This window comes from Nocardioides ginsengisoli, from assembly GCF_039537225.1.
GTDB lineage: Bacteria > Actinomycetota > Actinomycetes > Propionibacteriales > Nocardioidaceae > Nocardioides > Nocardioides ginsengisoli.
Genome location: NZ_BAABAC010000018.1, coordinates 60,366 through 76,347, shown reverse-complemented (window position 1 = coordinate 76,347; position 15,982 = coordinate 60,366). Strand labels below are relative to the sequence as shown.

The window sequence follows — 15,982 nt, the reverse complement described above, 5'->3', positions numbered from 1 at the left end:
ACCCATGACCGACATCGCCCTGGCCCGTCAGCACGCGCTCGGCGACCTGCCCCGCCGTACGGCGCAGCGCTCGCCCGACAAGCTCGCGATCGTCGACGGCGACACCCGACTGACCTTCCGCGACCTCGAGGCCCATGTCGACCGCACGGCCGCCGCCATCGCCGCGGCCGGCCTCACCCCGGGCGACCGGCTGGCGCTGCTCAGCCACAACTGCTGGCAGTTCGCGGTCCTCAACTTCGCGGCCGCGCGGGTGGGCGTCGTCCTGGTCCCGATCAACTTCATGCTCGGCGCCGACGAGATCGCGTTCATCCTCGACCACAGCGGCGCCAAGGCGTTCGTCGCCGAGGACGCGCTGGTCCCCGTCGCCGATGCGGCACTCGCCGCGGCCGAGCACCCTCAGGTCGGCACCCGGATGGCGATCCCGCTGGCCGGCGGCGTCCCCGACGGCTGGACCGACATCGCGGCCTGGCTCGACCACGACGGCGCCGCGCCCGGTGTCCTCGTGGCCGACGACGACCCGGTCCGGATGATGTTCACCTCCGGCACCGAGTCGCGGCCCAAGGGCGCGCTGCTGAGCAGCCGGGCGCTGCTGTGGCAGTACGTCTCGTGCACCGTCGACGGCGGCATGGCGGCCGACGACGTCGAGCTGCACACCCTGCCGCTCTACCACTGCGCGCAGCTCGACTGCTTCCTCGGCGTCGACGTCTACCTCGGCGCGACCAGCATCATCCTGCCCGCGCCCGACCCGGCGACGATCCTGCGCACCATCGCCGCCGAGGGGGTCACGAAGTTCTTCGCGCCGCCGACGGTCTGGATCGGCCTGCTGCGCCACCCCGACTTCGCGGCGACCGACCTGTCCAGCCTGCGCAAGGGCTACTACGGCGCCTCGCCGATGCCGGTCGAGGTCCTCAAGGAGCTGCAGCACCGGCTGCCCGACGTCCGGTTCTGGAACTTCTACGGCCAGACCGAGATGGCGCCGCTGGCCACGATCCTGGGGCCCGACGAGCAGATGCCGTACGCCGGCTCCGCGGGCCGCGCCGCCCTCAACGTCGAGACCCGGATCGTCGACGACCAGGACCGGCCGGTGCCGGCGGGCGAGGTCGGCGAGATCGTCCACCGCAGCCCGCACGCGACGCTCGGCTACTACGGCCAGGACGACAAGACCGCCGACGCCTTCCGCGGCGGCTGGTTCCACTCCGGCGACCTCGGCTACATCACCGAGTCCGGCCACCTCTACGTCGTCGACCGCAAGAAGGACATGATCAAGACCGGCGGCGAGAACGTCGCCAGCCGCGAGGTCGAGGAGGCGATCTACACCCACCCCGACGTCGCCGAGGTCGCGGTCTTCGGCGTCAGCCACCCGCGCTGGATCGAGGCGGTCGCGGCGGTCGTCGTCCCCAAGCCGGGCGCGGAGCTGACGTCCGACGCCGTCCTCGCGCACGCCCGGTCCGTGCTCGCCGGCTACAAGGCTCCCAAGTACGTGGTGATCGCCGAGGGACTGCCCAAGAACCCCTCCGGCAAGATCCTCAAGCGCCAGCTCCGCGAGGAGCACGCCGATCTCTCGCAGGGGGATGTCACAGACCGCGCGTAGCCGGTGTCTTCATGTCGAACCCACCCCCAGGAGGACGACATGACCAGCACCGCCCGCATCCCCGCGGCCCCCATCACCGGTCTCTACGGCGCGCTCGTGAAGAGGTTCGCGGGCCGGATGTTCGGCAGCGTGCCCACCTCGCTCGGCGTGATGTGGCACCACCTGCCCGCGCTCAAGGCGAGCATGGCCTACGGCCAGAAGCTGCAGAAGTGGGACGAGTGCGACGAGACGCTGAAGACCTACGCGCACATGTGTGTGGCGTCGCTCATCGGCTGCTCGTGGTGCCTCGACTTCAACTACTTCGCGGCCAAGGACAAGGGCCTCGACCTCGACAAGGCGCGGGAGGTGCCGCGCTGGCGCGACTCCGACGTCTTCTCGCCGCTCGAGCGCCAGGTGATGGAGTACGCCGAGGCGGCCAGCCAGACGCCGCCGACGGTCACCGACGAGATGGTGGCGCCGCTGCTCGAGGCACTCGGCCCGGCCGGCCTGCTCGAGCTCACCAACGTGATCGGCTTCGCCAACCTGACCACGCGCTCCAATGTCGCGCTCGGCATCGAGTCCGAGGGCTTCGCGTCGGCGTGCGGGATGAAGCCGCTCGCGCAGCCCGGTCCGTCGGCCACCGTAGGGTCGAGGGCATGACCGACGAGGACCCGTTCGTCGCCCACCGCAGCCTGCTCTTCACCGTCGCCTACGAGATGCTCGGCTCCGCGGCCGACGCGGAGGACGTCGTCCAGGAGACCTGGCTGCGGTGGGACGGCGTCGACGCCGCCGAGGTGCACGACCCGCGGGCCTACCTGGTGCGAATCGTCACCCGGCAGGCGCTCAACCGGCTGCGCACCCTGGCCCGGCGGCGGGAGGACTATGTCGGCGAGTGGCTGCCCGAGCCGCTGCTCACCGCGCCCGACGTGGCTGACGACGTCGAGCTCGCCGAGAGCGTGTCGATGGCGATGCTGACCGTGCTCGAGACGCTCGGGCCCACCGAGCGGGCGGTGTTCGTCCTGCGCGAGGTCTTCGACACGCCGTACGACGAGATCGCGGACGCCGTCGGCAAGACGTCGGCGGCGGTTCGGCAGATCGCCGTACGGGCGCGCAACCACGTGGCCGCGCGCCGGCCGCGGGTCGACGTCGACCGGGGCGAGCAGCAGGCGGTCGTCGAGCGCTTCCTCGCCGCGGTGCGGACCGGCGACCTGCAGGGGCTGCTCGACGCGCTGGCGCCCGACGTGGTGATGCTCGCCGACGGCGGCGGCGTGGCCCAGGCGATCCGCAAGCCGCTGCGCGGCGCCGAGCCGGTGGCCCGGCTGCTCGCCAACTTCGCGGCCTTCGCGCCGAACGGGATCGTCGAGCCGATCTGGCTCAACGGCGCCCCCGGCGCGCGGATCGACGCCGACGGCGAGCTCACCGCGGTCAGCCTGGTCGTCCAGAACGGCCGGATCACCCGGATCCTCGCGGTGCGCAACCCGGCCAAGCTCACCGCGCTGGGCGCGGAGGCGGTGCTCAGCCGCGAGGCGTGACCGCCGCGCGCAGGAGCATCGGCATCAGGTCGTGGACCTGGGCGCGCAGCCCCTCGAGCACGCCCTCGCGCTCGCAGAGGTAGCCGAGCAGCGCCTGCTGGAAGAGGCCGTCGAGCAGGCCGTAGACGACGCTCGGTGACATCGCCGGCTCGGCGTCGGCGAGCTCGGCGTAGGTGCTGACCACGCGCCAGACCATGTCCTCGAGGGTCTGGTCGATGTGCAGCACCGCCTCGCGCAGGCTCTCCTCGAACATGCTCTGCGAGCGCAGGTCGTACCAGAGCCGGTGCATCGGCGCCTCGTCGACGATGGTCTCGACGAGCTTGTCGGCGAATCCGGAGACGAGCTCGTCGGCCGTCGTCGCGTCGGCGACCACGCCGTCGTAGCGGTGCACGCAGGTGGCCTTGTACTGCTTGACGCAGAACACGATGAGCTCGAGCTTGTCGTGGAAGTAGTAGTGGACGACGCCGTGGGAGAACTCGGAGTTGTTCGCGATCTCGCGCAGGCTGGAGCGGGCGTAGCCCAGCTCGCCGAGGGTGCGCAGCGCGGACTCGGCAAGGGTACGGCGGCGCTCGTCGTGCTTGTCGGCCGGCGTACGACGCGCTGTCGCTGTCGTCATGTCGACGGACACTACCCGATGCCGGGGCCCCCTTGACAGATGACCAGATTTTTCTGGTCGAGTGTCCAGAGAACTCTTGACAGTCGTCCAGAGATCGGAGTTGTGTGTCCTGCATCACGTCGCACCGACCTTGTCCGACCGTCCCGAAGGAGAGCACCACCGATGACCGATCCCGAACTCACCGGCCGCACGGCCCTGGTCACGGGCGGCGCCCAGGGCCTGGGGCGCAAGTTCGCCGAGCACCTCGCCACCGCCGGCGCCACCGTCGTCGTCGCCGACGTGCAGGACGACAAGGGCAAGGAGGTCGCCGAGCGGGTCGGCGGCCACTTCGTCCACCTCGACGTCACCGACGACGCCTCCTGGGAGGCCGGCGTCGCGCAGGCCGTCGCCGAGACCGGTGGGCTCGACGTCCTGGTCAACAACGCCGGCATCGAGATCGCCGGGCTCTTCCTCGACCTCGACCCCGACGTCGTGCGCCGCATCTTCGACGTCAACGTGGTCGGCACCTCGCTCGGCATCAAGCACGCGTTCCGTGCGATGGGCCCCGGCGGCCCGGCCGGTCAGGGCGGCGTGATCATCAACATCGCCTCGGTGGCCGCGACCATCGCCTTCCCCGCCCTGTCGGCCTACTCGGCGTCCAAGTCGGCGGTCGACCGGATCACCCGCATCGCCGCGATGGAGAGCGGCAAGCTCGGCCTCGGCGTCCGGGTCAACTGCATCTACCCCGGCCTGGTCCCCAACGAGATGGGCGCCGGCCTGGCCAACGAGATGACCACCCTCGGCCTGTTCCCCTCCCCCGAGGAGGCCGTCGCCGGCGTGGTCGCGCTGACCCCGTCCGGCCGCCTGGCCACCGAGGACGAGATCGCCGACGCGGTCGTCTTCCTCGCCTCCGACCGTGCACGGTTCGTCAACGGCATCGGCCTGCCGGTCGACGGCGGAATGGGGATGTGAGATGAGCACCAGCACCAAGCCCGTCATCGTCTACGGCGCCTCCGGCTACACCGGCCGCCTGGTCTGCGAGTACCTCCGCGAGTTCGCCATCCCGTTCATCGCCGCCGGCCGCGACGCCGGCAAGGTCAAGGCCTCGATGGAGGCCAACGTCCCCGGCATCGAGACCGCCGACTACGAGGTGGTCGAGGTCGCCCACGACGTCGCCTCGCTGACCGAGCTCTTCCGCGGCGCGTCGGTCGTGTGCAACACGGTCGGGCCGTTCAGCAGCTACGGCCCCGAGGTGGTCGAGGCCTGCCTCGCCGCCGGCACCCACTACCTCGACACCACCGGCGAGCAGGACTGGCTGATCACCTGCGACGAGCAGTACGGCGCCGACTTCGCCGCCGCCGGGCTGCTGCTCTCCCCCGGCCTCGCGCAGATGTACACCACCGGCGAGATCGCCGCCGAGCTCTGCCTCGAGAAGCCGGGCCTCGACACCCTCGACATCGCGGTCTTCTGGGGCGGCTCGCCGACCATCGCCTCCACCCGCACGATCCTGGTCAACGCGGCGACGTCCAAGGCGCACTTCCTCCAGCAGAACCAGTACGTCGAGTTCGACCCCACCCAGGGCCTGGTGCCGCTCGTCGTCCCGGGCCAGCACGAGCTCGCGCTGTCGCTGCCGTGGGGCGGCACGTCCCACCCGGTCTGGTACCGCAAGGACCCGCGCGTCGCCAACTGCAAGGCCCAGGGCGGCGTCTTCAACGCCGCGCTCATGCACGGCGTCCCGCAGATCGTGGCCGGTGCGCTCGACGCGACCAAGGACATGTCGCCCGAGGAGCGCGACGCGGCGCTCACCGCCACGGCCGCCCAGGTGATGAACCAGATGCCCCCGCGCGAGAACCCGCGGCTCAACAAGTCCCTCGACTCGGTGCACGCCTCCGGCCCGCTCGGGCGCGCGCACTGCGTCATCCACGGCAACCAGAACTACAAGCAGACCGGGCTGCTGCAGGCCTTCGGCGCCTACGCGCTGCTGCAGCAGCCGCCGCTGCGGGTGGGCTTCGCGTCGGGCTGCAAGGCGTTCGGGCACCGCACGCTGCTCGGCCAGCTCCGCGCGTTCGGGCTGGTGGCCGAGCCGGTGCTCACGGTCGAGGGCTGAGCGCATGCGGCTGGTGGACTACCTGGACAAGGGCGCGTCGTTGGGAGGCGACGCACCCTGCCTGGTCTGCGACGGGCGGACGTGGACGTACGGCGACGTGGGCGCGTTGGCCGCACGGATCGCGTCCGCCCTCGTGGGCCGGGGTGTCGTTGCCGGAGACAAGGTCGCCATCCTCTCCGGCAACGATCCGGTCGCGTTCACCTGCGTCTTCGGCATCAGCCGCGCCGGGGCCGTGTGGTGCCCGATCAACCCCCGCAACGAGGCGGCCGAGAACCGCGAGCTGCTCGAGCTGTTCGAGTGCACGACGCTGATCTTCCAGGCGGCCTACGCCGACCTGGTCGACCAGATCCGCGGCGACCTGCCGCGGGTCACGACCCTGGTCTGCCTCGACGCCGAGCTCGACTGGGCGCTGTCGTGGGAGGCCTTCCTCGGCGCGGGCGGCGACGAGGTCGACGTCCCCGGCGACGACGACCTCGCCATGATCGTCGGCACCGGCGGCACCACCGGCCGGCCCAAGGGGGTGATGCTCACCGGCGCCAACCTGGAGACGATGACCGCGCTGACCCTGATGAGCTATCCGTGGCCGGAGCCGCCGGCGCGCCCGACGTACCTCGCGCTGGCGCCGCTCACCCATGCCGCCGGCGTGCTCTGCTTCCCGGTGCTCGCCTCGGGCGGGTCGATCGTGATCATGCGCAAGCCCGACGTGGGCGCCTTCCTCGAGCTGGTCGCGAGCGAGCGGGTGACCCACACCTTCCTGCCCCCGACGCTGATCTACATGGTGCTCGACCATCCCGCGCTCGACACGACGGATCTCTCGTCCCTGCAGTGCTTCTGGTACGGCGCCGCCCCGATGTCGTCGCGCCGCCTCGAGGAGGCGCTCACGCGGATCGGCCCGGTGATGGCGCAGCTGTTCGGCCAGACCGAGGCGCCGATGATGATCTCCACGATGGCGCCGCGCGACCACTTCCGCCCCGACGGCTCGATCGCCACCGAGCGGCTCTCCTCCGCCGGGCGCCCCGCCCCGCTGGTGACCGTCGCGGTGATGGACGAGGGCGGCCGGCTGCTGCCGACCGGCGAGCGCGGCGAGATCGTCGTCCGCAGCTCGCTGGTGATGCGCGGCTACTTCCGCAACCCGGAGGCGACCGCCGAGGCCTCCGCCCACGGCTGGCACCACACCGGCGACATCGGCTTCCTCGACCCCGACGGCTTCCTGCACATCGTCGACCGGGCCAAGGACATGGTGATCACCGGCGGCTTCAACGTCTACTCCACCGAGGTCGAGCAGGCCCTGATGGCCCACCCCGCCGTCGCCGACTGCGCCGTGATCGGCCTGCCCGACGACAAGTGGGGTGAGCGCGTGACGGCGGTCCTGCAGCTGCGGCCGGGGCAGGCCGTCGTACCGGAGGAGGTGCAGGCGTTCGTCAAGGAGCGGATCGGCGCGGTCAAGACGCCCAAGCAGATCGAGGTCTGGGACGACCTGCCCCGCTCCAAGGTGGGCAAGGTGCTGAAGACCGAGATCAAGGAGCGATTGCGTCCTTCACCGGCGCACCGGTGAGCTCGCGGACCTTGTCGACCTCGATGTCCGGCGCGGTCGCGACGAGCACCAGGCCGTCGGCGGTCACGTCGAGGACGGCGATGTCGGTGATGATCCGGTCGACGACGCCCGCGCCGGTGAGCGGCAGCGTGCACTTCTCGACGATCTTGGGCGTGCCGTCCTTGGCGACGTGATCGGTGATGACGACGACGCGGCGGGTGCCGGCGACGAGGTCCATCGCGCCGCCCATGCCCTTGACCAGCTTGCCGGGGACGGTCCAGTTGGCGAGGTCGCCGTTGCTGGCGACCTGCAACGCGCCGAGGATGGCGATGTCGACGTGGCCGCCGCGGATCATCGCGAAGCTGGTGGCGGAGTCGAAGAAGGAGGCGCCGGGGGCGGTGGTGACCGTCTGCTTGCCGGCGTTGATGAGGTCGGCGTCCTCCTCGCCCTCGTACGGCGAGGGGCCGATGCCGAGCAGGCCGTTCTCGCTCTGCAGCATCACGCTCACGCCGGGCGGGAGGTGGTCGGCGACCATGGTCGGGATGCCGATGCCGAGGTTGACGTAGTCGCCGTCGTTCAGCTCGCGGGCGGCGATGGCCGCCATCTCCTCACGGGTCCAGGGCATGTCAGGCTCCCACTCCGGCGTCGGCCGGCCGCGGCCGGACGATGCGCTGCTCGATGTCCTTGGGTCGGTCGCTGGCGAGGACGGTGACGTCGACGAAGATGCCGGGCGTCATCACCTCGTCCGGGTCGAGATAGCCGTCGAGGACGGTCTCGGCCTCGGCGATGCAGAGCTTCCCGCTCATCGCGACCAGCGGGTTGAAGTTGCGTGCGGTGGCGCGGTAGCGCAGGTTGCCCTCGGCGTCGGCCGTGTGGGCGTGCACGAGCGCGAGGTCGGCGACGATGCCGCGCTCGAGCACGTAGGTCTCGCCGTCGAAGGTCTCGTGCGGCTTGCCCTCGGCGACCTCGGTGCCGACGCCGGTGCGGGTGTAGAAGCCGGCGATGCCGGAGCCGCCGGCGCGCAGCCGCTCGGCGAGCGTGCCCTGCGGGCAGAACTCCACCTCGAGCGCGCCGTCGAGGTACTGCTGCGCGAACAGCTTGTTCTCGCCGACGTACGACGCGATGACCTTCGTGACCTGGCTGTTCTCCAGCAGCAGGCCCAGGCCCTTGCCGTCGACGCCCATGTTGTTGGACACCAGGGTCAGGTCGCGGGCGCCGCTGTCGCGCACCGCCTCGATCAGGTCCCGCGGGATGCCGCAGAGGCCGAAGCCACCCACCGCGATCGTCATGCCGTCCCGCACCCGCTCGGCCACCGCCGCGCGCGCGTCCGTCGCCAGCTTTCTCATCTACGCTCCTGCGTCTGCTCGTCTGCTCACCGGATGCCTCCATCACCCCCGATCCGCGGTGCCCGCGTCAACGAAGTGCCCGGTTGGCGGATGCGAGATCGCCGATGCGTCCACTGAGTGGACGCCTAGGATGGCGGCGTGGAACGAACTCCCGGCGTCGTCGAGAAGGTCGCGGCCCTGTTGCGCGCGCTGTCGACCGCCGAGTCCGGGACGACGACCACCGCGCTCGCCGCGGCGACCAGCCTGCCGCGCGCGACCACGCATCGGCTGCTCGAGTCCCTCGCCGTCGAGGGCCTCGCCGATCGTGACACCGTCACCGGCCGCTGGTTCCTGGGGCCGGAGACCTACGTCCTCGGCATGGCCGCGGCGACCCGCTACGACCTGACCAACGAGGCCCGCACCAGCGTCCGGCGGCTGGCGAAGGAGACCGGCGAGAGCGCCTTCTTCTCGGTCCGCCGCGGCGACGAGACCGTCGTCCTGCTCCGTGAGGACGGCGACTTCCCGATCCGCTCCTACGTCCTCTACGAGAGCGCCCGGTTCCCGCTCGGCGTGGTCTCGGCCGGCCTGGCGATCCTCGCTCACCTGCCCGACCGCGAGATCGAGGCCATCCTCGAGCGCGCCGACCTGACCGCGAGCTGGGGGCCGCAGCACGCGGCGCCGCTGATCCGCGAGCGGCTGGCGGCGACCCGCCGTACCGGCTGGTCACTCAACCCCGGCCACGTCGTCGAGGGCTCGTGGGGCATGGCCGCGGCGGTCTTCGACAAGGCCGGCCGGCCGGAGTGGGCGCTGACCCTGACCGGGGTCGAGCAGCGGTTCCGGGCGGAGCGGCAGCCGGTCCTGGGGCGGCTGCTGCTGGAAGAGGCGCACCGACTCTCGCGCCTGTCCTGAGGCGCTCACGGAACGTCTGCAATCCCAGACAGCATCCGGCGTCCGGCCGCAGCGCTCGGCCCGTCGGCGCGCATACGTTGGCCGCCGGGCCCAGCCGGGCCGAGCGTTGAAGGGGGCCGAGATGGCGCAGGACACCGAACAGCCGCAGGCGTCGACCGCGGAGGCACGACCCAGGCCGACCAAGCGCCCCGAGGCGCTGCGCCGGCGTCTGGCCGCGACCCACCGCTGGACGTCGCTGGTGGTGTCGGCCTTCCTCGTCGTGCTGATGGCGGCCGGCGTCCCGCTCCTGTACGGCGCCGAGAGCTTCCGGGCCCGCAACGCCGACCTGTACCGGCCGACCCACTCCGCGCACCCGATCACCGCGCAGCAGGCGCTCGAGGTGGTCCGCGACGCGCACCCCGACTTCACCGCCGGCAACGTGATCTCCGACAGCGGGATCTTCGTCGTGGCCGACCCGCGCCTCAACCTCGCCTACGGCGTCGACCCGGGATCGGGCCGGATCACCGGGACCGGGCACTACTACGGCGGATTCCAGGGCTTCGTCGAGAACCTGCACGCCTTCGGACTGTCCAGCCCGCGCTATCCCGGCTACGTCCCGTTCATGGCGACCGCGATGCCCAGCTTCGGCATCTCCGGCCTCGAGGGACACACCCTCGGCGACTCGCTGATCGGCCTGCTCGGCTGCCTGCTGGTGCTGCTCGCGCTGTCCGGCCTCTACCTGTGGTGGCCCGGCATCAAGCGGCTGTCGAGCGGCTTCCGCGCCCGCACCGGCAAGTCCCGCTACATCACCCATCGCGAGCTGCACAAGGTCGTCGGCATCCTGGCGCTGCCGTTCCTGCTGATGTGGGGGCTCACCGGCGCCGCCGCCAAGTACCCGATGATCGAGCAGGGTCTGCTCGCCGTCACCGGCGGCGACACCGGCCAGGTCAAGGCGCTCAACTGGGACTTCGCGAGCGTCCCGCACGACGGCGCGCAGGACATCGGCCTCGACGCCGCGGCCGCCGCCGCGCTCACCGAGGTCGACGGCCGGATCAGCAACCGCACCCTGCCCGACCCGAGCGACCCCGCGTCGGCGTACCTCTTCGAGATCTCCGAGCCCGACTGGGATCCCTACGACGGCACCATGCTGGCCGGCAACGACTGGGTCTACGTCGACAGGTACGACGCCACGCACACCAAGGTCGTCTGGAGCGGGCACGACGCGCCGATCCAGAACCGGGTCTACGAGGAGCTCGTCTACCCGAGCCACTTCGGCTGGTACCTGAACGGCTGGGTCCGCCTGATCTGGGCCGTCTTCGGCCTCGCGCCGCTCTTCCTGCTCACCACCGGCCTGGTCAGCTGGGGCATCCGGCACCGGCGCAAGAAGGCCCGGCTGGCGGCCCGGGTCACCACGGCCACGCCGTGACCATCGCCTCGATCGCAGCCGGTACGGCGGTCTTCGCGCTCGGCCTCGGGGTCGGGTGCGGGGCCGCCGCGGCGGTCGGTCGCGGGCTCTCCCGCAATCTCGAGCTGGCCGTCGCGGCGCTGGAGCTGGCGATCCTGACCCTCGTCGCCGCGCACGCCGTCGACATCGCGGGGCACGACCGGCCGCTCGACGCCAAGCAGATCGCCTACCTGCTCGCCGGCGCGCTGCTGCTGCCCGCGCTGGTGCTCGGCACCGGCGCGACCGGGCGCTCGCGCGCGATGACGGCGGGCATCGGCTGCCTCGCGACCGCCGTCCTGGCGCTGCGAATCGAGGCGATCTCGTGACCCTCGCCCGCGCGCTCTACCTGCTCTTCGCGGTCGCTGCCGGCGGCCGCTCGGCCGTGCAGTGGCTGGACGACCCCGGCCGCGCGCCGCTGGCCTACGCGCTCTCGACCGTCGCCTTCGGCTGCTACCTCGCCGGCTATCTCGCGACCCGCCCCGACCCGGGGCCGCGACGGCGCCGGCTGCTCACGGTCCTCGCGTGCGTCGAGCTCGGCGGCGTCCTCGTGGTCGGCACGCTGAGCCTGCTCGCGCCGCGGCTGTTCCCCGACACCACCGTCTGGTCCGACTACGGCGCGGGCTACGCCTTCGTCCCGCTCGTCATTCCGGTCGCGCTCCTCGCGTGGCTGCGCCGCTCGTCCGGCGTCCCATCCGCCGACCCAGCTCCCGCGCCGTCCGCGTGACCTCGGCGGCCAGCGCGTCGCGGCTCTCCTCGGCGACGGCTCCGATCGGGTAGGTCACCGCGACCGCGGCGACGGGGTACTCCTGCGAGTCGATGACCGCGACCGCCACCGACGCCAGGCCCTCGGCCACCTCGCCGACCTCGGCCGCATAGCCGCGGGCCCGCACCCGCCGCAGCTCCTCGCGCACCGCGCTCAGCCGCGACGAGCCGGCGCCCCGGTCGAGGCCCGGCAGCGCGGTGAGGCTGGCGCGCAGCTGCTCGGGCGTGAGCATCGCGAGCATCGCCCGGCCGCTCGCCGTACGGACGGCGGGGAGGCGGACGCCGACCTCGGTGAGCAGGTGCGGCCCTCCCGGCAGCCGGTCCTCGAGCACGTAGACGACGTCGCGTCCGTGCAGCACGGTCATGTGCACGCTCATCCCGACCCGCTCCTTGAGCGCGGCCATCGGCTTGCGCGCGATCCGCTGCAGCGGCACCTGGCGCAGGTAGCCGGCGCCGAGGTCGTAGGCCGCCGGGCCGAGCCCGAAGCGCCGGTCCTCGGGGTAGGACATGACGAAGCCCTGCGCCTCCATCGTGGCCAGCAGCTGGTACGTCGTCGAGCGCGGCACCCCCACCTCGGCCGCGAGCACCGCGGCCGAGACCGGGCTCGGCTGGCCGGCCAGGAAGCGCAGCATGGCCAGGGTGTTCGCCGCAGCGGGGACCTCACGCACCGCCGCACGCTAGCCAGTCCGGCACCTCCGGCGGAAGGCGTCTCAATGTCTGCAATCTCAGACAGCGAGGGGCCTGCGGCCGTGGCCCCGGCCCCGGCCGGTGAGGTGCGATAGGGCCACCGAAACGCCGTCCGTCCGAGGGGGACCCATGAGATTCGTCGTCGACCTGCGCGCCTGCCAGGACCACGGCCACTGCGCCTTCACCTCGTCCGCCTTCCCGCTCGACAAGCGCGGCAAGCTGGGCCTGCGCCAGGAGGGACTGAAGGAGTTCCGCTCCGAGCCGCTGCCCGAGGGGATGCGCGACGAGCTCGAGGAAGCCATGTTCGCGTGCCCCGCCCAGGCGATCGAGCTCGTGGCCGACGATGCCTGAGCGGCCCCGGTTCGTCGCCGTCGTCGGCGCCGGGCTGGCGGGCCTCCGCGCGGTCGAGTCGCTGCTCCGCTCCGGACTGGACTGCCAGATCCTCGTCCTCGGCGACGAGCCGCACCTGCCGTACTCGCGGCCGCCGCTGTCGAAGGACCTGCTGGCCGCCGACTTCGAGGTCACGCCCTTCAAGCTGCCCGTTTCCGACCAGGTCGTGTGGCGCACGGCGAGCCGGGTCGCCTCGGCCGACCTCGGGTCGCGGCGGCTGCTGCTCGACGACGGAACTCCGGTCGACTACGACGGCCTGGTGGTCGCGACCGGCGTCCGCGCCCGCCGGCTGCCGCTGCCCGGGCCCGAGCCGCTCACCCTGCGCACGGTCGAGGACGCGCTCGCGCTCAAGGAGCGCGCGGTCGGCGCGCGGACCGCGCTCATCGTCGGTGGCGGCGTACTCGGCTGCGAGCTGGCGTCGATGCTCACCGACGCCGGGATCGCCGTCCAGGTCGTGGTCGGGCCGGACGAGGTGCCGATGCAGGCCGTCCTCGGCGCGACCCTCGCCACCGAGCTGCGCCGCCGGCACGAGGAGCGCGGCACCGTCTTCCACACCGACTGCGCGGTGCTCGGCTACACCGACTCCGGCGCCTGGCTCTCCGACGGCACCGAGGTCAGGGCCGACCTGGTCGTCGAGACCGTCGGCTCGGTGCCCAACACCGAGTGGCTCGCCGGCAACGGCCTCGACCTCGCCGGGGGGCTCCTCTGCGCCGACGACCTCGGCGTCGAGGGCGCGTCCCGCGTGGTCGGCTGCGGCGACGTGATCCGCTTCCCGTCGCGCCGGTACGACGGCCGGCTGGTCCGCGTCGAGCACTGGACCTTCGCGTCCGAGTCCGGTCGTCATGCCGGGCGCACCCTGGCCGCCCAGCTCGGCGCCGACGCACCCGCCACCGCCTTCGACCCGCTCCCGACCTTCTGGACCGACCAGCTCGGCGTCCGCCTGCAGGGTCTTGGCCTCCCCGGCCTCGGCGCCGCCGACCACCGGGTGCTCGACGGCGCGATCGCCGAGGCCCCGGTCCTCGGCTACCACCACCAGGACGCGCTGGTCGGCGTCGTCCTGCTCGACCGGCCGGAGGCCGTGGGCAGCTATCGCGCGCTGCTCTGACCGCTGCACTGACCGCTGCTCTGACCGCTGCCTGACCGCTGCGTGCTCGGCGGTGATCCCGAGGCGGGCACGTTCACCCCGCAGCCACCCGACTCCGATTGAATGGTCCCGTGGCCAGCCCCTCCCACCCTGTCGGCGACGACGTCATCCCGCTGCGGGAGGCGACCGGGGCGTGGTTCCGGATCTCGCTCCAGACGTTCGGCGGCCCCGCGGGGCAGATCGCGGTGATGCAGCACAAGCTCGTCGACGAGAAGCGGTGGATCGGTCAGCAGCGGTTCCTGCACGCGCTCAACTACTGCATGCTGCTGCCCGGCCCCGAGGCGCAGCAGCTGGCGATCTACACCGGCTGGCTGCTCAACGGCGTCCGCGGCGGCCTGGTCGCGGGCGGGCTGTTCGTGCTGCCGGGCATGGTCGCGCTGCTCGCGCTGTCGGCGATCTACGTCGGCTACGGCGCGACCGACTTCGTCACCTCGCTCTTCGCCGGGGTGGCGCCGGCCGTCATCGCGATCGTGGTCCAGGCGGTGCAGCGGGTCGGCAAGCGGGCGCTGCACCACCGCGCGCTCGTCGGGATCGCGGTCGTCGCCTTCGCGGCGCTGACCTTCGTCGCGGTGCCGTTCCCGGTCGTCGTGTTCGGCGCCGGCCTGCTCGGGTGGCTGCTCAGCCTGCGGATCCCGGCGCTGCGCCAGCCCGCGGCGCACGGCGCCGCCGACGGCCCACCACCGCTCATCAGCGACGACGCCCTGCACCACGAGCTCCCGTCGCTGCGACGTTCCGGCGGCGTCCTGCTGCTCGGCGCGGCGCTGTGGTTCGCGCCGGTCGCGGCCTTCGCGGCGCTGGCCGAGGCGACCGGCACGTCGGTCTTCCTCGACCAGGGACTGTTCTTCTCCGGCGCCGCGGTCGTCACCTTCGGCGGCGCCTACGCCGTCCTGGCGTACGTCGCCCAGCAGGCCGTCAACGTCTACCACTGGCTGGCGCCGGGCGAGATGGTCCGCGGCCTCGCGCTCGCCGAGACCACGCCGGGACCGCTCATCATGGTGGTGCAGTTCGTCGCCTTCGTCGGCGCCTACCGGCACCCGGGATCTCTCGACCCCTGGGTCGCCGCGGTCCTGGCGTCGGCGCTGGTGACGTGGGTGACCTTCGTGCCGTGCTTCCTGTTCGTGCTGCTCGGGGCGCCCTACGTCGAGCGGCTGCGCAGCAACCGCCACCTGACCGCCGCCCTGACCGGGATCACGGCGGCGGTCGTCGGCGTGATCGCCAACCTGGCGGTGTTCTTCGCGCTGCACAACCTCTTCGACCGCAGCCGCACGGTCGACGCCGGGCCGCTGCACGTCGACGTCCCCCTGCTCTCGTCGTGGGACCCGGTCGCCTTCGCGATCACCGCGGTCGCGCTGGTCGTCATGCTGTGGCGCGGGTGGAGCCCGCTGCGGACGCTCGGTCTCTGCGCTGCGATCGGCGTCGGCCTGTTCGTCATCGGTCGGGTGTGACGTCCTCGGGCAGGACCATCACCGTGACGTCCGGGCCGTCGTCTCCGACCGCGCCGCGCAGCCACTCCGGACGCAGCGAGTGGACGGCGACCCAGCCGCTCGCGCGATAGAGCTCCAGCGCCGCCGGGTGCACCGGCAGCACCTCGAGGCAGGGCCGACGCCCCGCGGCGCGGATGTCGGCGACCACGGTCGCGAGCAGCTGCCGGCCGACGCCGAGGCCGCGGACGTCGAGCCCGGTGAACAGGGTGCGCACCCAGGCGAGCCGGTCGACGGCGCAGTCGTGCGCGGCGGCACAGGCCGCGTTGACCGCGTCGTCGTCCGGCGAGCCCGCGGCCGGCCCGGTCCAGCAGACGTGACCGACCGGGCGTCCGCCGTACTCCGCGGTCCACGCGGCGCTGGCGTCGTCGGCGTGCAGGAACCGCTCGACCGGGAACGGCAGCGGGTTGCGGACCGGATAGTGCGACGTGGGCTGCTGCGCGAACAGGACGTCCGCGAGCGGCGCGAGGTCAGCAGCACGACGCGGCCGGACCGTGATCTCTCCCATGGCGTGATGCTCGCA

Annotated in this window: 18 protein-coding genes; 13 read left to right on the top strand and 5 right to left on the bottom strand. The window is 72.4% G+C overall.

Features of this window, described 5'->3' with window-relative positions; genetic code table 11:
* From AB4880_RS09795 to AB4880_RS09785, 3 genes are all read left to right on the top strand, one after another.
* Positions 1–1,591: acyl-CoA synthetase (locus AB4880_RS09795; RefSeq protein WP_367919034.1), on the top strand; the 1,591-nt coding region annotated here is incomplete at its 5' end.
* Positions 1,592–1,630: 39 nt separating this feature from the next.
* On the top strand, positions 1,631–2,230 hold the full coding sequence (locus AB4880_RS09790) for a carboxymuconolactone decarboxylase family protein (RefSeq protein WP_367919033.1): 600 nt from the start codon (positions 1,631–1,633) through the stop codon (positions 2,228–2,230).
* A complete protein-coding gene (locus AB4880_RS09785; protein WP_367919032.1) occupies positions 2,227–3,102 on the top strand; it encodes an RNA polymerase sigma-70 factor in 876 nt (291 codons plus the stop codon). Before AB4880_RS09790 ends, AB4880_RS09785 begins: the two co-directional genes overlap by 4 nt.
* Here the strand turns inward: AB4880_RS09785 and AB4880_RS09780 are convergent.
* Positions 3,086–3,718 (bottom strand): TetR/AcrR family transcriptional regulator, encoded by a 633-nt coding sequence (locus tag AB4880_RS09780; protein ID WP_367919031.1) that lies wholly within the window; start codon positions 3,716–3,718, stop codon positions 3,086–3,088. The two genes, AB4880_RS09785 and AB4880_RS09780, sit on opposite strands and share 17 nt — an antisense overlap.
* Positions 3,719–3,880: 162 nt before the next feature.
* Between AB4880_RS09780 and AB4880_RS09775 the strand changes: the two genes are divergently transcribed.
* Genes AB4880_RS09775 through AB4880_RS09765 form a run of 3 tightly spaced genes read left to right on the top strand, consistent with a single transcriptional unit; the run spans position 3,881 to position 7,359 of the window.
* The gene (locus tag AB4880_RS09775; protein ID WP_367919030.1) at positions 3,881–4,669 is read left to right on the top strand and encodes an SDR family NAD(P)-dependent oxidoreductase; all 789 of its coding nucleotides are present in this window, start codon (positions 3,881–3,883) and stop codon (positions 4,667–4,669) included.
* Position 4,670: 1 nt separating this feature from the next.
* On the top strand, positions 4,671–5,804 hold the full coding sequence (locus AB4880_RS09770; protein ID WP_367919029.1) for a DUF5938 domain-containing protein: 1,134 nt from the start codon (positions 4,671–4,673) through the stop codon (positions 5,802–5,804).
* A gap of 4 nt (positions 5,805–5,808) precedes the next feature.
* Positions 5,809–7,359, top strand: a complete 1,551-nt coding sequence (locus AB4880_RS09765; RefSeq protein WP_367919028.1) for an acyl-CoA synthetase — start codon at positions 5,809–5,811, stop codon at positions 7,357–7,359.
* Here AB4880_RS09765 and AB4880_RS09760 read toward each other — a convergent pair.
* Together AB4880_RS09760 and AB4880_RS09755 are read right to left on the bottom strand one after the other, a co-directional pair.
* Positions 7,322–7,963 carry a CoA transferase subunit B gene (locus AB4880_RS09760; protein WP_367919027.1) on the bottom strand — a complete coding sequence of 214 codons (642 nt, stop codon included), beginning with the start codon at positions 7,961–7,963 and terminating at the stop codon, positions 7,322–7,324. The genes AB4880_RS09765 and AB4880_RS09760 overlap by 38 nt on opposite strands.
* Before the next feature lies 1 nt (position 7,964).
* Entirely contained in the window at positions 7,965–8,684 is a 720-nt protein-coding gene (locus tag AB4880_RS09755; RefSeq protein ID WP_367919026.1) for a CoA transferase subunit A, read from the bottom strand.
* A gap of 138 nt (positions 8,685–8,822) precedes the next feature.
* On the opposite strand from AB4880_RS09755, the gene AB4880_RS09750 reads away from it, so the two are divergent.
* The 4 genes from AB4880_RS09750 to AB4880_RS09735 all read left to right on the top strand — a co-directional run bounded on the left by AB4880_RS09750 (position 8,823) and on the right by AB4880_RS09735 (position 11,719).
* Entirely contained in the window at positions 8,823–9,572 is a 750-nt protein-coding gene (locus tag AB4880_RS09750; RefSeq protein WP_367919025.1) for an IclR family transcriptional regulator, read from the top strand.
* Between the two features lie 121 nt (positions 9,573–9,693).
* Positions 9,694–10,977, top strand: a complete 1,284-nt coding sequence (locus AB4880_RS09745) for a PepSY-associated TM helix domain-containing protein (RefSeq protein ID WP_367919024.1) — start codon at positions 9,694–9,696, stop codon at positions 10,975–10,977.
* Entirely contained in the window at positions 10,974–11,321 is a 348-nt protein-coding gene (locus tag AB4880_RS09740) for a hypothetical protein (protein WP_367919023.1), read from the top strand. The genes AB4880_RS09745 and AB4880_RS09740 overlap by 4 nt, the downstream gene beginning before the upstream one ends.
* Positions 11,318–11,719 carry a hypothetical protein gene (locus AB4880_RS09735; RefSeq protein WP_367919022.1) on the top strand — a complete coding sequence of 134 codons (402 nt, stop codon included), beginning with the start codon at positions 11,318–11,320 and terminating at the stop codon, positions 11,717–11,719. Before AB4880_RS09740 ends, AB4880_RS09735 begins: the two co-directional genes overlap by 4 nt.
* On the opposite strand, the gene AB4880_RS09730 is transcribed toward AB4880_RS09735, so the two are convergent.
* Positions 11,637–12,425 carry an IclR family transcriptional regulator gene (locus tag AB4880_RS09730; protein ID WP_367919021.1) on the bottom strand — a complete coding sequence of 263 codons (789 nt, stop codon included), beginning with the start codon at positions 12,423–12,425 and terminating at the stop codon, positions 11,637–11,639. The two genes, AB4880_RS09735 and AB4880_RS09730, sit on opposite strands and share 83 nt — an antisense overlap.
* Before the next feature lie 148 nt (positions 12,426–12,573).
* Between AB4880_RS09730 and AB4880_RS09725 the strand changes: the two genes are divergently transcribed.
* From AB4880_RS09725 to chrA, 3 genes are all read left to right on the top strand, one after another.
* Complete coding sequence (locus tag AB4880_RS09725) at positions 12,574–12,795, top strand: ferredoxin (RefSeq protein ID WP_367919020.1); 222 nt, start codon at positions 12,574–12,576, stop codon at positions 12,793–12,795.
* Positions 12,788–13,939: an NAD(P)/FAD-dependent oxidoreductase gene (locus AB4880_RS09720; protein WP_367919019.1), complete on the top strand. Its 1,152-nt coding sequence runs from the start codon at positions 12,788–12,790 to the stop codon at positions 13,937–13,939. Before AB4880_RS09725 ends, AB4880_RS09720 begins: the two co-directional genes overlap by 8 nt.
* 110 nt (positions 13,940–14,049) lie before the next feature.
* On the top strand, positions 14,050–15,423 hold the full coding sequence (gene chrA / locus AB4880_RS09715; protein WP_367919018.1) for a chromate efflux transporter: 1,374 nt from the start codon (positions 14,050–14,052) through the stop codon (positions 15,421–15,423).
* Here the strand turns inward: chrA and AB4880_RS09710 are convergent.
* Entirely contained in the window at positions 15,407–15,967 is a 561-nt protein-coding gene (locus AB4880_RS09710; protein ID WP_367919017.1) for a GNAT family N-acetyltransferase, read from the bottom strand. The genes chrA and AB4880_RS09710 overlap by 17 nt on opposite strands.
* Between the last annotated feature and the right edge of the window lie 15 nt (positions 15,968–15,982).

What these genes read in the sequence shown, in the direction of transcription:
- AB4880_RS09790 (WP_367919033.1), top strand. Translation starts at nt 1,631, where the DNA reads ATGACCAGCACCGCCCGCATCCCCGCGGCCCCCATCACCGGTCTCTAC.
- AB4880_RS09785 (WP_367919032.1), top strand. Translation starts at nt 2,227, where the DNA reads ATGACCGACGAGGACCCGTTCGTCGCCCACCGCAGCCTGCTCTTCACC.
- AB4880_RS09780 (WP_367919031.1), bottom strand. Translation starts at nt 3,718, where the DNA reads ATGACGACAGCGACAGCGCGTCGTACGCCGGCCGACAAGCACGACGAG.
- AB4880_RS09775 (WP_367919030.1), top strand. Translation starts at nt 3,881, where the DNA reads ATGACCGATCCCGAACTCACCGGCCGCACGGCCCTGGTCACGGGCGGC.
- AB4880_RS09770 (WP_367919029.1), top strand. Translation starts at nt 4,671, where the DNA reads ATGAGCACCAGCACCAAGCCCGTCATCGTCTACGGCGCCTCCGGCTAC.
- AB4880_RS09765 (WP_367919028.1), top strand. Translation starts at nt 5,809, where the DNA reads ATGCGGCTGGTGGACTACCTGGACAAGGGCGCGTCGTTGGGAGGCGAC.
- AB4880_RS09760 (WP_367919027.1), bottom strand. Translation starts at nt 7,963, where the DNA reads ATGCCCTGGACCCGTGAGGAGATGGCGGCCATCGCCGCCCGCGAGCTG.
- AB4880_RS09755 (WP_367919026.1), bottom strand. Translation starts at nt 8,684, where the DNA reads ATGAGAAAGCTGGCGACGGACGCGCGCGCGGCGGTGGCCGAGCGGGTG.
- AB4880_RS09745 (WP_367919024.1), top strand. Translation starts at nt 9,694, where the DNA reads ATGGCGCAGGACACCGAACAGCCGCAGGCGTCGACCGCGGAGGCACGA.
- AB4880_RS09725 (WP_367919020.1), top strand. Translation starts at nt 12,574, where the DNA reads ATGAGATTCGTCGTCGACCTGCGCGCCTGCCAGGACCACGGCCACTGC.
- AB4880_RS09720 (WP_367919019.1), top strand. Translation starts at nt 12,788, where the DNA reads ATGCCTGAGCGGCCCCGGTTCGTCGCCGTCGTCGGCGCCGGGCTGGCG.
- AB4880_RS09710 (WP_367919017.1), bottom strand. Translation starts at nt 15,967, where the DNA reads ATGGGAGAGATCACGGTCCGGCCGCGTCGTGCTGCTGACCTCGCGCCG.